General features: G+C 70.1%; 12 protein-coding genes. 2 read left to right on the forward strand and 10 right to left on the reverse strand.

Features of this window, described 5'->3' with window-relative positions; translation table 11 throughout:
- Position 1: 1 nt before the first annotated feature.
- Both Q0066_RS15170 and pknB read right to left on the reverse strand, forming a co-directional pair.
- Positions 2 to 1219: a hypothetical protein gene (locus Q0066_RS15170; RefSeq protein ID WP_298134426.1), complete on the reverse strand. Its 1218-nt coding sequence runs from the start codon at positions 1217 to 1219 to the stop codon at positions 2 to 4.
- Between the two features lie 36 nt (positions 1220 to 1255).
- Positions 1256 to 3223 carry a Stk1 family PASTA domain-containing Ser/Thr kinase gene (gene pknB / locus Q0066_RS15175; RefSeq protein ID WP_298134428.1) on the reverse strand — a complete coding sequence of 656 codons (1968 nt, stop codon included), beginning with the start codon at positions 3221 to 3223 and terminating at the stop codon, positions 1256 to 1258.
- A gap of 166 nt (positions 3224 to 3389) precedes the next feature.
- Between pknB and Q0066_RS15180 the strand changes: the two genes are divergently transcribed.
- On the forward strand, positions 3390 to 4094 hold the full coding sequence (locus tag Q0066_RS15180; RefSeq protein ID WP_298134431.1) for a thiamine phosphate synthase: 705 nt from the start codon (positions 3390 to 3392) through the stop codon (positions 4092 to 4094).
- 92 nt (positions 4095 to 4186) lie between these two features.
- On the opposite strand, the gene Q0066_RS15185 is transcribed toward Q0066_RS15180, so the two are convergent.
- Positions 4187 to 5275, reverse strand: coding sequence for a polyprenyl synthetase family protein (locus Q0066_RS15185; protein WP_298134433.1), 1089 nt, complete (start codon positions 5273 to 5275; stop codon positions 4187 to 4189).
- A 105-nt stretch (positions 5276 to 5380) separates the two neighbouring features.
- On the opposite strand from Q0066_RS15185, the gene Q0066_RS15190 reads away from it, so the two are divergent.
- Positions 5381 to 6319, forward strand: a complete 939-nt coding sequence (locus tag Q0066_RS15190) for a methylenetetrahydrofolate reductase (RefSeq protein ID WP_298134435.1) — start codon at positions 5381 to 5383, stop codon at positions 6317 to 6319.
- Here the strand turns inward: Q0066_RS15190 and Q0066_RS15195 are convergent.
- The 7 genes from Q0066_RS15195 to Q0066_RS15225 all read right to left on the reverse strand — a co-directional run.
- Entirely contained in the window at positions 6243 to 8405 is a 2163-nt protein-coding gene (locus Q0066_RS15195; RefSeq protein WP_298134438.1) for a UvrD-helicase domain-containing protein, read from the reverse strand. The two genes, Q0066_RS15190 and Q0066_RS15195, sit on opposite strands and share 77 nt — an antisense overlap.
- Before the next feature lie 38 nt (positions 8406 to 8443).
- Positions 8444 to 9121, reverse strand: coding sequence for a TetR/AcrR family transcriptional regulator (locus tag Q0066_RS15200; protein WP_298134441.1), 678 nt, complete (start codon positions 9119 to 9121; stop codon positions 8444 to 8446).
- A gap of 42 nt (positions 9122 to 9163) precedes the next feature.
- On the reverse strand, positions 9164 to 9343 hold the full coding sequence (locus Q0066_RS15205; RefSeq protein WP_298134444.1) for a hypothetical protein: 180 nt from the start codon (positions 9341 to 9343) through the stop codon (positions 9164 to 9166).
- Positions 9344 to 9409: 66 nt separating this feature from the next.
- Positions 9410 to 10816 carry an MFS transporter gene (locus Q0066_RS15210; RefSeq protein WP_298134447.1) on the reverse strand — a complete coding sequence of 469 codons (1407 nt, stop codon included), beginning with the start codon at positions 10814 to 10816 and terminating at the stop codon, positions 9410 to 9412.
- A gap of 102 nt (positions 10817 to 10918) precedes the next feature.
- Complete coding sequence (locus Q0066_RS15215) at positions 10919 to 11917, reverse strand: shikimate dehydrogenase (RefSeq protein WP_298134449.1); 999 nt, start codon at positions 11915 to 11917, stop codon at positions 10919 to 10921.
- The gene (locus Q0066_RS15220) at positions 11914 to 12774 is read right to left on the reverse strand and encodes a TIM barrel protein (RefSeq protein WP_298134452.1); all 861 of its coding nucleotides are present in this window, start codon (positions 12772 to 12774) and stop codon (positions 11914 to 11916) included. Before Q0066_RS15220 ends, Q0066_RS15215 begins: the two co-directional genes overlap by 4 nt.
- Before the next feature lie 9 nt (positions 12775 to 12783).
- The coding region (locus tag Q0066_RS15225) for a thiamine pyrophosphate-binding protein (RefSeq protein WP_366521534.1) at positions 12784 to 14563 on the reverse strand (1780 nt) is incomplete at its 5' end.

Raw genomic sequence — 14563 nt, forward strand, 5'->3', positions numbered from 1 at the left:
GTCAGAAGCCGTCCAGCTCGCGGCTGATCGGCGGCTGGGTGTGGCCCAGGTCGGCCCAGACGAAGCCGGGGACGCCGGCGAAGAAGGCCACCAAGAAGTCCGCGCAGTGGATGATCCGCTCCGGGGTGTTGTCGCCCAGCGCGAACCGGACCCGTCCGGACTCGATCGCGAACGGCAGCGGCTGAGCCCGCAGCAGGAACTCCAGCTGGCGGGGGTGGAACACGTCGGAGGCGAATTTGGGTTGCGGGCTGCGCACCTTGAACGCCCGGTCGAAGTCGGAGGACTCGAAGCGCACCCGGTTGCCCCAGCCCGGCCAGTTCACCGACAGGTCGCCGAACCGCCACGGCAGGTGGAACTCCAGGATCTCCTCGGAGTGGTTGTCGGTGACGGTGCGAGTGGTGGTGTTGCCGTTGGAGTCGGTGCTGGTCTCGGTGCGGTCGGTCTTCCAGTTGTGGGTCAGCGCGATCATCCGGATGCCCTGCACGGTGCCGAGCACCACATCGCGGGCCTCGTGGCCGTAGCCGCCGCCGTTGATCACCACCTCGCCCAGGAACTGGTCGTCGGCGGGCCGGTAGACCCAGTCGGGCCGCTGGTACAGGCTCAACTCCGACGGCGGCGCCGGCGCCTGGTAGGACGCCAGGGCAGCGTCGGCCAGGCTGTGCGCGACCGGCGCCAGGGCCTCCAGGAAGCCGCGCATCGCCAGCGCCTCGCGGGGCACCCCGAGGGCCACCAGCCGGGTGCCGTCGACCGAGAGATCGACCCGGTGCCCGGCAGCGGCCATCGCCTCGACCGGGCCCAGGATCGCGGCCAGTGCGGCCTCGGCCCAGGCCGCGTCCTTGGCGGTCGCCGTCCAGCGGCCGACGACCTTCTGCCGGCCTTCGACGCCGGGCCGGGGCGTCTCGCCGAGATACAGCTCGGGCAGCGGACGCGGCAGCACAAGGGCAGCCACATACCCCAGCGAGTTGTACTCGAACACCGCGAAGGGCACGCCGGAGGAGGTGCTGCCGCTGATCAGGTCGTCGATCTTGCGCTTGTACCCCAGGCCGAACGGCGGGCAGTTGAGCCCGTAGGCGGTGACCAGGGTGGGGGAGCCCTCGAACGTCCAGCCCTGCGCGCGCAGCGAGCGCACATACCGCTGCCGGCGGATCAGGAAGAACGCGCCGACGGCGACGCCGACGATGAGCAGGATCAGTAGCACCTGGCCGAACGAGAAGGACACGCGCACAGGCTACTGAGCACCGGGTCCGGCCGGGGATCAGGCCAGGTTGATGGTGATCGTGGAACCCACCGGAGCCTTGGTACCGGCCTTCGGGTCGGTGCTCACCACCAGGTCGAAACCGAAGTTGATCAGCCGGTTCACCCGCACCTCGAAGCCCGCCTTCTGCAGGATGTCGCGAGCCCGGTCGAGCGAGTAGCGGCGGACGTTGGGCACCGCCTTCAGCTGCGGCCCCTTGGAAACCACCAGGGTCACCGTGTCGCCGCGATGCACCTCGCCGGCGGACGGCGTCTGGCTGATCACGTTGTTCTTCTCGATGTCGGCGTGGTTCTGCTTCTCGATCTTCACCTTCAAGCCCTGCTCCTTGAGGGCCTTCTGAGCGTCCTTGACCGGCTTGTCGGTCCAGTCGCCGAGGGTGACCGGGGCGGGGCCCTGCGACATCACCAGGTCGACCGCCGTGCCGCGCTTCAGCGGCGCGCCCTCTTTGGGGAAGGCACTGATCACCTTGCCGGCTTCGACGGTGTCGTCGTAGCCCTGGGTGACGTTGCCGACGGTCAGGTTGATCCGGTTCAGCGATTCGGTGGCGGTGGGCAGGTCGAGCCCGCGCAGGGCGGGCACGGCGAACCGCTCCGGGCCCTTGGACAGGAACGCCTTGATGGTTCCGCCGTGCACGATCCGGTCGCCGCCGGCGGGGTCGGTGCGGGCCACCTGGCCGGCCGGCACATCCTCGGCGTATTCGCTGTCGAAGGTGATCGTCAGACCCGCGTCGGTGGCGGCCTGCTGCGCCTGCGCCTGGTTCAACCGCACCAGGGCCGGGGTGCTGGTGTACTGGCCGGCGAACACCCACCACAGCCCGGTGCCGACCAGCACCGCCGCCAGGATGCTGGCCAGCAGCGCCGGCCAACGGCGCCGCGGGCGACCCGGGGGGCGCTGTTCGACGGGTCCGTCGTAGTAGGGCATGCCGTCGGTGATCTCGGGCAGGCCAGGGCTGATCGGGGTGGACGGGGTGAACCGCAGCGTCGGCGTCCGGTCACCCTCGCTGGGGCTGCGCAGGCTGGGAACCGGCTCGGTGATGTGGTTCTGGGGATCAAGGGTGGTGCCCTTCATCCGTTCGGTGAGCGCCGAATCGTCCATCACGCCACGGGCGAGCGATTCGCGGGCCTGGCGCATGTGGTCGAGCAGCACCCGGGCGTCGACCGGCCGATCGGACGGCTGGCGCGCGGCCGCACTGGTGACCAGGGCGTCCAGGTAGGGCGGGATGCCGTTGCGGGATTCCCGCCACGAGGTCTTCACCGCGCTGGACGGCGCCGGAATGGCCTTATGGACGTGCGCGTAGGCGACCTGGATGGGGTTCTCACCGGTGTGCGGCTTGGAACCGGTGAGCATCTCGTACAACACCACGCCGAGCGCGTAGACGTCGCAGCGCGGATCGGCCTTGCCATGGGTGACCAACTCGGGCGCGATGTAGCTGACGGTGCCGATCAGCATGCCGGTGGCGGTCACGGTCTGTGCCGAGATGGCCCGGGCCAGGCCGAAGTCGGCGACCTTGATCTGGCCCCGGTCCGAGATCAGCACGTTCTCGGGCTTGATGTCGCGGTGGATCAGCCCCGACTCGTGGGCCGCGGCGACCGCGGCGGTGACCGGGATCAGCAGGTCGAGGGCGCGTTCGGGGCTGAACGAACCCTCGCGGGTGATCATGTGCCGCAGCGTGCAGCCCTCGACGTACTCCATCACGATGTACGGACGGCCGCGGTGCACGCCCTGGTCGAACACCGACACCACGTTGGGGTGCGACAGCCGTGCGGCGGCACGCGCCTCACGGTCGAATTTGCCGATGAAGTCCTGGTCGTCGCCGAGGCCCTCGTGCATGACCTTGATCGCAACGGTCCTGGTCAGCCGTTGATCGTCGGCGAGGTAGACGGTCGCCATGCCGCCACGAGCAAGCTTGCGCTGGATCACGTAGCGACCGTCCAGCAACTCACCCACCAAGGGGTCGCTCGTGCTCACAGTCGTCACCATCGCTCCGGACAAGTCAGGGGAAGTAGGCCGTCCAGACCTGCCGGTGAGTCTAGGTCGGCACGGGCCGGCACCCGCAGCGACCCGCCGAGCACGGACACAGTGGCCGGACCGCCGGGTGCGCGTGCCTGGGCGCTGCCGACGTTACGCTGAGGCGGTGACAGTTCTTCGTGGGCTCGATACCCGGTTGCGGTTGGCCAGGCTGTTCTGTGTCACCGATGCGCGGCTGGGCACCGGTGATCTGGCCGAGTTCGCGGCGTCCGTGCTGGACGCCGGCGTCGACCTGATCCAGCTGCGCGACCCGTCGGCCTCCGATGCCCAGCAGCTGGCCGCCCTGCAGGTGCTGCGCCGGGCCGACCGGGGACGTGGCCTGGTGTCGGTGTACGCCGACCTGGCGCTGGCCCAGGAATGCGGCGCCGACGTGCTGCAGCTCAGCAAGGGCGGACCCGAGGCGGCCACGGCCCGCAGCCGGTTGAGCCGCTGGTCGCGGGTCGGGCGGTCCTGCTACACCCCCGCCGACGTGGACGCCGCCCTGGCCGATGACGCCGTCGACTTCCTGACCGTCGGCCCGGTGTTCAGCGCGATGCCGTGGTCACCGGGACTGCCCGGCCTCGAACTGGTGCGGCACGCGGCTCGGGTGGCGCCGCCGTCGGCGAAGGGCAGCAAGCCGTGGTTCGCGATCGGTGGCATCGCCGCCGACAACTTCGATCAGGTGCTGAAGGCCGGCGCCCGCCGGGTGGCGATCGGTCGCGCGATCACCGCCGCCGCCGATCCCGCCGCGGCCGCGCGGATGTTCGGCGACCGGCTCCGTGCCGCCTGGGGCGACGAGTTCGAGGCGTTCACCCTGGACGCCTTGCTTTAGCCAACTCGCTGGTCGAGCTTGTCGAGACCCGGAACGAGGACTGCGGAGAGATCCCGGCGTCCGCCGGGATGACGGCTACGCCCGGATGACGATTACGCTGTCCGGCTGGTCGACAACTCGGCGAGCCGGCGCAACGCGGTGACCGCCTCGGCGCGCAGCGGGGCGTCGTCCAGGGCGGCCAGGGCGCGGTCGAGGTCCTCGGCGATCCGCTGCTCGGTGGCCGCCAGTGCGCCCGAGGTGACGATGATCTCCTGAGCGGTGGCGATGTCGGCGGCGTCCAGTTCGGGGCTGCCGAGCAGGCCGGTGAGCCGCTCCTTCGCCGTCTCGGACGCCAACTGCAGCGCGTGCGCGACCAGCACCGTCCGTTTGCCCTCGCGCAGGTCGTCACCGGCCGGCTTGCCGGTGACGTCGGGTTCGCCGAAGACACCCAGCACGTCGTCGCGGAACTGGAAGGCGCGGCCCAGCGGCGAGCCGTAGGCCTCCAGCGCGTCCAGTGCCGCAGCCGACCCGCCGGCCAGCGCGGCGCCGATCTGCAGCGGCCGGATCACCGTGTACCGGGAGGTCTTGAACTCGACCACCCGGGGCACCACGTCCATCAAGTCGATGCTGCCGATCGGCTCGGCCTGGGCGACGACATCGAGGAACTGGCCGCAGGTCACTTCGGTGCGGACGGCGTCCAGCAGCGGCAGACCGCGGCGCAGCGCCTCACCCGACAGCCCGGACGCGGTGAACAGCTCCATCGACCAGACCAGCAGCAGGTCGCCGAGCAGGATCGCGCCGGCCCGTCCGAACGCCTCGGCCGAGCCGGTCAGGCCGTGCTCGGAGTGCCAGGTCTCGAACTGGCGGTGTGCTGCCGGTAGCCCGCGACGGACGTCGGAGGCGTCCATCACGTCGTCGTGCATCAGGGCCGAGACGTGCAGCAGGTCGAGGCTGGCCGCAGCCCGCAGCAGGGCATCCAGATCGGTGGTTTCCTCGACCGCCTGGTAGCCCCACCAGCAGAACGCCGGCCGCAGTCGCTTGCCGCCGGCGGTGAAGGCGAGCGCCAACTCGCTGAGCAGCTCGGCTCTCTCGCCGATGCCGGCCAGTCGTTCGGACTGGCCGGTGATGAAGCTGCGCAGGGCGTCGCCGACAGCCCCCCGGAAGGGCGTGCCGATCGGGTCTTCCGCAGCGAAGAGGGCCATGCCCCGAGCCTAACCGGACGAGGCGTCCGGCGCCTGTCCGGACGTCGGCCGCTCGGCATGGACCCCCGGGCCGGGCCCGGAAACGGATCGGTAGGGTTGTCGCTCGTGTCCTCCAACCCTGCCGCCGGGCAACGCAGCATCACCGAGCTGCTTGCCGACCCCGGTCGACCCACGTTCAGCTTCGAGTTCTTCCCGCCCGCCGACGAGGCCGGGATGGACGTGCTGCGGCAGACGATCATGGACCTCGATCATGTCGGGCCCGACTGGCTGTCGGTGACCTACGGCGCCTCCGGTGCGACCAGGGACCGGACGATCTCGGCGACGAAGTTCATCAAGACCCAGACCCGGGCGCAGACCGTCGGGCACCTGACCTGCGCCAGCCAATCCGTGGATCAGCTGCTGGAGACGCTGAGCTCGTACCGCGCGGCCGACGTCAAGTACATCCTGGCGATCCGCGGCGACATGCCGGGCGGCCCGACGGTGCCCTGGGTGCGACACCCGCAGGGCCTCGCCAACGCCACCGAGCTGGTGCGACTGATCGCCGAGAACTTCGATTTCGGCATCGGGGTGGCCGCCTTTCCCGACCTGCACCCCGAGAATCGCGACGCCGATCTGGACGCCCGGCTGTTGCTCGCCAAGCAGGAGGCGGGGGCCAGCTTCGCCGTCACCCAGCTGTTCTTCGACGCCGACGCCTACTTCCGGCTGGTCGACCGGGTGCGGGCGATGGGCTGCACGCTGCCGATCGTGGCCGGTATTCAGCCGGTCACCAACCTGGCCCAGATCAACCGGTTCGCCGCGCTGTCCGGAGCGGAGCTGCCGGAACGGGTGACCAGCCGGCTGCATGCGGTCGGCGACGATCCGGCAGCGGTGCGAGCCGTCGGCGTGGAGATCGCCACCGAGCTGAGCGCCGATCTGTTGCGCGGCGGAGCGCCCGGGCTGCAGTTCTTCACCCTGAACCGGTCGCGGGCTACCTCAGCGATTCTCGCCAATCTCCGCCGGCTGGGTCTGGATCGACGCACACCAGCCGCTGTGTCGGACGGGTGAGCGCCACGTAGAGCACCCGGACGCCGCCCGGCGACTCGGCGACGATGTCGTCGGGCGCGACCACGATCACCCCGTCGTACTCCAGGCCCTTGGCCTGCAGCGGCGTCACCACCACCAGCCGCGGCTCGGCGAGCGGCGCCAGCGCGGCGCGGACGGCGTCCAGCCGGGACGGGGGAGCGATCACCCCGACGGTGCCCGGCAGTTCCGTCAGCAGGGCGGCGGCGCGGTCGGCGACCAGGCCGGTCAGCCCGTCGGCGCTGGTGGCCAGCAGTTCCGGTTCGACACCGGTGTGCCGGACGGCTTCGGGCAGGTCGGCGCCCGGGAAGCCGCGCCGGACGACGTCCGCGGCCAGCGCGAACACCTCGGCCGGCGAGCGGTAGTTGACGCTCAGCCGGAACGACCGGTGCGGTGCGTGGCCGATCAGTTCGGCGATCACCTTGTCGGTCTCGGCCGGATCGGGCCAGCTGCTCTGGGCCGGGTCGCCGACGATCGTCCAGGACGCGTGCGCACCGCGGCGGCGCAGCATCCGCCATTGCATCGGGGTGATGTCCTGCGCCTCGTCGACCAGCAGATGCGCGTACTCGGTGTGCGCTTCGTCGTCCGGGTCGTCGACGATCTGCCGCGACAGCCGGTCGGCGACGGTGACCAGTTCGGCCGCCTCGGCGCCCTCGATGAACACCGGGTCTTCGGCGTCCGGCTCGGGGGGCACCGGGCCGAGCAGGGCGGCCAGCTCATCGAGCAGCGCGATGTCGGCCACCGACCAGGCCTCGTGATGGAAGGACTCGGTGAGGACGCGCTGCTCGTCGGCGTCCAGCAGGCCGACCGACACCCGCCGGGTGACCGCCGGATCGTCCAGCCGGCGCAGCACCTCGGTGGGGGTGAGGGTGGGCCACCACGCGTTGATGAACATCCGCCACTGGGCACTGGAGGTGATCAGGTCGTCGATAGTCTCGCGATCGAGTTCCAGCTCCTCGGGCACCTGGTCGGCGAGCTGGGCGAGCAGCGCCTTCTCGGCCGCCTCGCGGGCGCGGTTCACCTTGTGCCGTGACAACACCTCGCGGCGCAACCGGTCGAGTGCGGCGGCGTCCAGGCCGACCGGCTCGCCTTTGACGGTGAGCAGCAACCGGGCACCCTCCGGGCCGGGATCGACCAGCGGCAGGTCGACCAGCCGCTTCAGCAGCGGCGCCATCCGCAGCGAGCCCTTGATGCCGGCCGCGGCGGCGTCGTCGTTGCGGTCGGCGGCGAAGCCGAGCACATCCGAGGCGACCGCGCCGATCGAGCGCAGCGTCACCGAATCCTCGCCGAGCGAGGGCAGCACCCGCTCGATGTAGCTCATGAACAGCGCCGACGGGCCGACCACCAGAATGCCGCCGCGTTCGAAGCGGCGCCGGTTGGAGTACAGCAGGTAGGCGGCGCGGTGCAGTGCCACCACCGTCTTGCCGGTGCCGGGACCACCCGAGATCACCGTCACGCCGCGGGCCTCGGCGCGGATCGCCTCATCCTGCTCGGCCTGGATGGTGGCGACGATGTCGCGCATGTGCGCGCCGCGGGCCCGCTGCAGCGACGCCATCAGGGCACCCTCGCCGATCACCACCAGGTCGCCGGCGTCGGCGGCGTCCAGCAGGTCGTCCTCGATGCCGATCACCCGGTCGTTGCGGCAGCGCAGCACCCGGCGGCGGGTGACGTCCATCGGGTCGGACGGGGTGGCCCGGTAGAACGGCTCGGCCGCCCGGGCCCGCCAGTCGATCACCAGGGGTTCGTACTCTTCGTCACGGACGCCGATCCGGCCGATGTAGCGGATCTCGCTGCCGCTCAGGTCGAGCCGGCCGAACACCAGTCCCTCGTGTTCGGCGTCCAGCACGGCCAGGCGTTTCGCGGCCTGGAAGGCGAAGGCGTCCCGCTCGAACATCGCGGTGCCGTCCTCTTCGCGCATCCAGGTGCCCCGATCAGAGGCATAGATCGACCGACTGGCGCTGGCCGTCCGCCGAGCGGCGAGGGCGGCCTTCGCGAGTTGGGCATAGACCAGATCGACATGGGCCTGCTCGATGGCGAGTTCGCGGTCGAGGGCCGAGGCTGGCTGGGTCAAGAAACCTCCTGCTTGCCGTTTTTGCCAGACGTCCAACTTTACGCCGGTGTGGCAAGCCACGCGCAGACCATCTCGGTCAGGTCGTCGATCGCCGTGGTCAGCGATTCCTTGGTATCCATCCGGACGCCGAAAGTGGCCTCGATGGTGGGCCGGTTGGTGACCCGGAACAGCGCGACGGCGCTCATGTACAGGTGCAGGTCGACCGCCGCGACATCACGGGCGAAGCTGCCGTCGGCGCGGCCGCGTTCCAGGATGTCGGCCAGAGTCTGCAGGATCGGCAGGTTGGTCCCGGCCTGCCGGGGCGACTGCCGCAGATGCATCGCGTCCAGAGCGTTCTCGGAGGCGACCAGCCGGGCCAGTTCCGGGTGCGCGGCATGCCAGCGCAGGGTGTGGTCGATGAGCCGGGCGAGAGCTTCGCGGGGCGGCAGGCCGCTCAGGTCGAGTGCCTTCTCGGCAGCCCGGATGTCGGCGTAGGCGCGTTCCAGGACCGCGGTGAACAGGCCGTCCTTGTCGCCGAAGTAGTAGTAGATCATCCGCTTGGTGGTGGAACTCTTGGCGGCGATCTCGTCGACCCGGGCGCCGAAGTAGCCGATCCTGGCGAACTCCGCGGTGGCCACGTCGAGCAGTTCGGCCTTGGAGCGCTTCGCGCTGCGGGTCTTGCGTGGACCTGTGCTGCCCGGTTCGGATCCGGGTGGGGTCGCTGGCTCGGCCGACATGGGCGTCACTGTAGCGCCGCGCCGCGGCCCGGCGGCGGCCGGTCAGCGCCGCTGCCGCAGCATCAGGAACAGGTTGATGACGCCGGCGAGGGCGCCGACGCCGACGAAGAGCCAGCCGAAAAGCTGCGCCGAGCCGACCCCGGACGTCACCATGTACCAACCGGCGAACAGCAGCAGGACGGCCATCGCGAGGCCGACTCCGGGCCGTGTGGTCGGTTTCATGGAGAACTCCTCACTGGGTGGGCAGCCGGTCGTGGCTGCCCACCCAGACTACGGAAGGGACGGCGGTCAGGCCGCTGCCTTGGCCGCCTTGGCTGCCTTCGCGTCAGCGATGGCCTGGTTGCGCAGCCGGTGGTACTCGGCCTCGGGAACCGGCTGGGCACCGGGAACACCCAGGTCGTCACCGTGCAGCCGGTAGGTCTCCGGCGACTTCCAGGCCGCGATGGAGGCGACCACGCACAACACGAGGGTCAACGTGCCGACCGTCATCACCACGTTGGTCGAACCGGGCGGTGCCACGATCGGGAACACCAGCACCATGGCCGAGGAGGCGACGGTGCCCAGGTTCTGGGCGATCGCCATCGAGCTGACCCGGGTCTTGGTCGGGAACAGTTCGGGGTAGAAGGCCGGGAACACGGCGTTGTAGCCCTGGTAGACCGCACCCCACATGACCAGCGAGAACACGATCGCCAGTGCCACGTTCGCCTGGCTGATCGACCACAGGTAGCCGTACGACATCAGGCCGCAGAGCACCGGCGCCCAGATCATCAGCGGACGCCGTCCGATCTTGTCGGACAGGTTGCCGACCAGCGGAATCACCACACAGGCCACCACGTTGCCGAGCAGCGGGATCCACAGGTAGACGTCGGCGTGGAAGCCGATGCCGTAATCCTTGTTGGTGGCGTAGGTGGCACCGAAGATCGAGGTGGTCACCGCGATGATGTTGGTCAGCGCCATGCAGAACACCCGGCCGATGGCGCCCGGGTTCTCCCGGAAGGCCTGCCGGATCGGCGACTCGGCAACCTTGCCCTCTTCCTGCTCCTCCTGGAAGGCCGGTGTCTCGTCCACCTTGCGGCGGATCAGGTAGCCGGCGACCACGACGCCCGCGCTGAGCGCGAACGGAATCCGCCAGCCCCAGCTGTGGAAGGCCTCGTCGGAGAGGTAGTGCGCCAGCGGCAGGAAGACCGCGGCGGCCAGGATCTGGCCGAACTGGGTGCCCTGCAGGGTGAAGCTGCCGAAGTAGCCACGACGTCCGAACGGAGCGTGCTCGAGGATCATCGAGCTGGCGCCCGAGATCTCGCCGGCGACGGCGAAGCCCTGGACGAGGCGGAGCGCCATCAGCATCGCGGGCGCCAGGATGCCGACCTGCTGATAGGTGGGCAGCACCGCGACCAGCGTGGTCGAGATGCCCATCAGCAGCATGCAGAGCACCAGCACGTTCTTGCGGCCGTGCTTGTCGCCCCAGGCGCCGAGCACGAAGGCACCGATCGGACGGGCGACGTAGCCGACCACGTAGGTGCCGAGCGCGCCGATGATCGCCATCCGCGGGTCTTTGGTGTCGAACATGATCGCCGGGAAGATCAGGGCGGCGGCCTGGGCGTAGATGAAGAAGTCGTAGTACTCCAGGGCACTACCGATCCAGCCGCTGGCTGTCGCCTTTCCGGTTTGTTTCTCGTGGTGGGTTGTAGTGGACATGAGAACCTCTCGTTCAGGGGCCCGAGGGCCGGTGAACGCATCACCTTCGATGCGTAGCCGGTGAACGTCCGAGGTAGTGGACGGCCCCACCGGAGAGTGGGGTCAGGCAACCATTGCCCGTACCCGAGCGTGCATTCGCGGGGCGTCGGGTGTGACTCCCGTGAACAGCTCGAACGCCCGGACGGCCTGTTCGGCCGCCATTCCGGCGCCATCAACGGTTCGGCACCCGGCATCGCGGGCCCGGACCAGAAGTTCGGTTTGGATGGGGAAGTAGACGATCTCCGAGACCCACAGGTCGGGCCGCAGCAGGTCGCCGTCGATCGCGCAACCCGGGTGGGTCGCCATGCCGACCGGAGTGGCGTTGACCACCCCTTCGGCGCCGGCCACCGAGCGGGCCAGGTCGACACCGACCTGCACCCGCCCGGGGCCGAAGATTCCTTGCATCCGCTCCACCAACGCGGCTGCGCGCGCCGTGTCGATGTCGTGGACGATCAGCAGCGGGGTGCCGAGATCGAGGGTCGCGTAGGCGACCGCCGCCCCGGCGCCGCCGGCACCCAGCTGGACGACGGTGCCGCGGCAGGCGTCCGGAAGAGCGTCGTGGAACGGCTTCTGGTAACCGCACCAGTCGGTGTTGTGGCCGATCGCGCGGCCGTCGCGGAATACGACGGTGTTCACCGCGCCCAGCGCGCCGGCCCGGTCGGAGAGTTCGTCCAGGCTGGGGATGATGGCCTGCTTGAACGGGTGGGTGACGTTTAACCCGGAGAAGCCGGACGTCCGGGCCCAGTCGAGCACCGCGGGAAGGTCGGCGGCGGTGATGTCCCATTCGAGGCTGTCCAGGATCCGGTAGGACAGCCACATGCCCTGCTCGCGCCCCTCGTACTCGTGCAGCGCGGGGGTGCGCGAGGCGCCGATGCCCTCGCCGAGCAGGAACAGCCGGTGGATGGCCGGACGGGCCCCCCGCGCCCAGCCGGCGACGGACGCGCTGACGTTCGGACGGCGGTCGGAGTCGGGTGCGGGCCAGGGGGCGCCGGTCTCGGGGTCGGGCATGCGGGACAGCAGCGCCTGGTCGAGGCGCGGCCCGATCGAGCCGGTTCCGGTCATCGTGTGGCCTCTCGTTGGGTGACGCCCGCGCGGGCGAGATAGGCGCGGGAGGTCTCCAGGCAGCGGCGGGCGTGACCCTCGGCGCCGAAGCGGGCCTCATCGGAGGCACTGGGGATCTCCACCGAGTAGACCATCGGTGGCAGTGCGCGCAGCACCGCCGCCGGATCGGTGCCGCCCTCGCCGAGGTAGTTGCGTCCGGCACGGATGATCCTGGCCATCTCGTCGCGCTCGGTCGGGATCTCGGCCGGTGCGTCGCAGATCTGGACGAACTCGAACCACTCCCGGGGAAGGCCGGCGAGGTCGTCCACCGACTCGTGGGAGCGGTGGAAGTGGTGCAGGTCGATCATCAGCCGGGCGTTCGGCTCGTCCACCTGGCGGAGCACGTCGACCGCGTCCGCCATCGTCGTGACGGTGCCGAGCGCCAGCCATTCCAGGTTCACCGTGAGGCCGTACTGGGCGGCGAGCCGGCAGAGCCGTCCGAACGCGTCGACGGTGTAGCCACGATCGGAACTCCAGATGCTCGACAGCACATGGCGGGCGCCGATCCCGGCGCCGACCGCGAGTTCAGGTTCGTAGCTGCCCGGATCGACATCGTCGGCGATCCGGGCAAGTTCGATGTCGTGCACCGGCAGGCCGGTCTCGGCCAATGCCGCCTGGGTGGCCCGCAGCAGTGCCGGGTTCCGCGCCAGGGAGTGGTCCATGCCCGGCAGCCCGTCGCAGATCAGCCGCGGGCTGACGAAGTCGTAGCCGGCACGGGCGGCGATCCGGACGAGTTCGGGCGTGGGGGTGTCGATGATCGTCAGGTGCCCCAGCGAGTACTGCTGGGCCTGCGGTGCGACGGTGGCTGCGGCGGTCATGATCGGGGCTTACGAGGTGGCCGCGTGGTGGATGCCGGAGCCGGGGGAGTAGATGTCCATGATGTTCCAGTGGCCCGAGGTCGGGGTCGGCACGTTGATCATCGACACGTCGATCACCACCGGGACCCCGCTTGCGATCGCCTTGGCCAGCGCAGGCTTGAACTCCTCAGCGCTGGTCAGGGTGACGCCCTCGACGCCGTAGGCCCGGGCGATGGCGCCGAAGTCGGTTGTCACCGGGCCGTCCGCGTTCTCGAAGACGGTGCCGTAGGTGGTGTCGAAGTGCGCCTTCTCCAGCCCGGCGATGGTGCCGAACGCGTTGTTGTTCATCACCACCCAGACGGCGGCGATGCCCTTCTCGCGGGCCGTGTAGAGCAGGCTCGGGTTGGCGCCGAAGCCGCCGTCGCCGACCAGCGAGACCACCACCTTCTCGGGGCAGGCGATCTTGGCGCCGAGCGCGGCGGGGGCGCCGAAGCCCATGGTGGCGAAGCCGCCGGGGGTGAACACCGAGCCGGGGGTGAGGATGTCCATCTGCTGGGCCATCCCGTTCTTGTTCCAGCCCACGTCGGTGGTGATGATCGCGTCCGCCGGCAGCACCTCGCGGACTTCGGCGAGGATCCGTTCCGGGCGCATCGGCCAGGCGTCGCTGGTCACCGCGTCGGTGTTGCGGGCCCGGAAGTCGTCGCGCTGGCGCTTGATCTCGGCCAGCAGCTCGGGCCGCTGGACGCCCTCCGGGGCCAGCCGCTTGGCGGCCGCGACCAGTGCCGCGATGGCCGGCTTCAGGTCGGCGACGGCACCGATCTGCAGCGGGTAGTTGCGGCCCAGCTCCTCGGGGTCGATGTCGATCTGCATCAGCTTCGTATCGGGGATGCGGAAGGTGTACTTCTCCTCCCACGACGAGCTGTCGGCCTCGGCGAAGGTGACGCCCAGGGCCAGGATCCAGTCGGCGTTGCGGGTCGAGGCGTTGACGAACTCGGTGCCCCAGAAGCCGGTCATGCCCAGCACGCACGGGTTGTCGTCGGCGACGGCGCCCTTGCCCATCAGGCTGTGGCTGACCGGGATCTGCAGATGATCGACCAACTCGGCGAGCTCGTCGGTGGCGTCGGCCAGCACGATGCCGCCGCCGACGTGCAGCAGCGGACGCTCGGCGGCCAGCAGGTTGGTCACGATCTGCTCGGCGACCGCCGGGTCGAGGCCGGGCTTGGCCAGCTCGGTGGTGCCGGACATCGCCTTGTCGAAGGTGGCGACGTCCACCTCGGCGGAGAAGATGTCCATCGGCACGCTGACCAGGACGGGGCCGGGGCGTCCGCTCTCGGCGAGCCGGAACGCCTTGTCGATGATCTCGGCGAACAGATGCGCCGACTCCACCCGCCAGGCTCGCTTCACGAACGGCCGGTAGATCTCGTGCTGCGCGCCGTCGGCGTGCAGGTTGACCTCCTGGTGCGGGTGTTTGCCGTAGTAATGCGAAGGAATGTCGCCGGCGATGACCACCATCGGCACCGAGTCGAGGGCGGCGTTGGCGACCCCGGTGGCGGCGTTGGTGAGGCCCGGGCCGAGGTGGGAGAGCACCACCGAAGCGCGGTTGGTGGCCCGGGCGTAGCCGTCGGCGGCGTGCGCGGCCAGCTGCTCATGCCGAGTGTTGACGAACTCGATGCTGTCGGACTTCGACAGCGCCGCGAGCACCGCGATGTTGGTGTGCCCGCACAACCCGAAGACGTGCTTCACGCCGCGGTACTCGAGGTAGCGGACGAGCTGGTGCGAGATCAGGTCGGTGGTCATCGGTGACTCCTGG

The organism is Micropruina sp. (assembly GCF_027492755.1).
Taxonomy (GTDB): domain Bacteria; phylum Actinomycetota; class Actinomycetes; order Propionibacteriales; family Propionibacteriaceae; genus Micropruina.

Excerpts from the sequence above, each read along its gene's own strand:
- Q0066_RS15220 (WP_298134452.1), bottom strand. The coding sequence starts at position 12,774 with ATGACCGCCGCAGCCACCGTCGCACCGCAGGCCCAGCAGTACTCGCTG.
- Q0066_RS15210 (WP_298134447.1), bottom strand. The coding sequence starts at position 10,816 with ATGTCCACTACAACCCACCACGAGAAACAAACCGGAAAGGCGACAGCC.
- Q0066_RS15200 (WP_298134441.1), bottom strand. The coding sequence starts at position 9,121 with ATGTCGGCCGAGCCAGCGACCCCACCCGGATCCGAACCGGGCAGCACA.
- Q0066_RS15215 (WP_298134449.1), bottom strand. The coding sequence starts at position 11,917 with ATGACCGGAACCGGCTCGATCGGGCCGCGCCTCGACCAGGCGCTGCTG.
- Q0066_RS15205 (WP_298134444.1), bottom strand. The coding sequence starts at position 9,343 with ATGAAACCGACCACACGGCCCGGAGTCGGCCTCGCGATGGCCGTCCTG.
- Q0066_RS15185 (WP_298134433.1), bottom strand. The coding sequence starts at position 5,275 with ATGGCCCTCTTCGCTGCGGAAGACCCGATCGGCACGCCCTTCCGGGGG.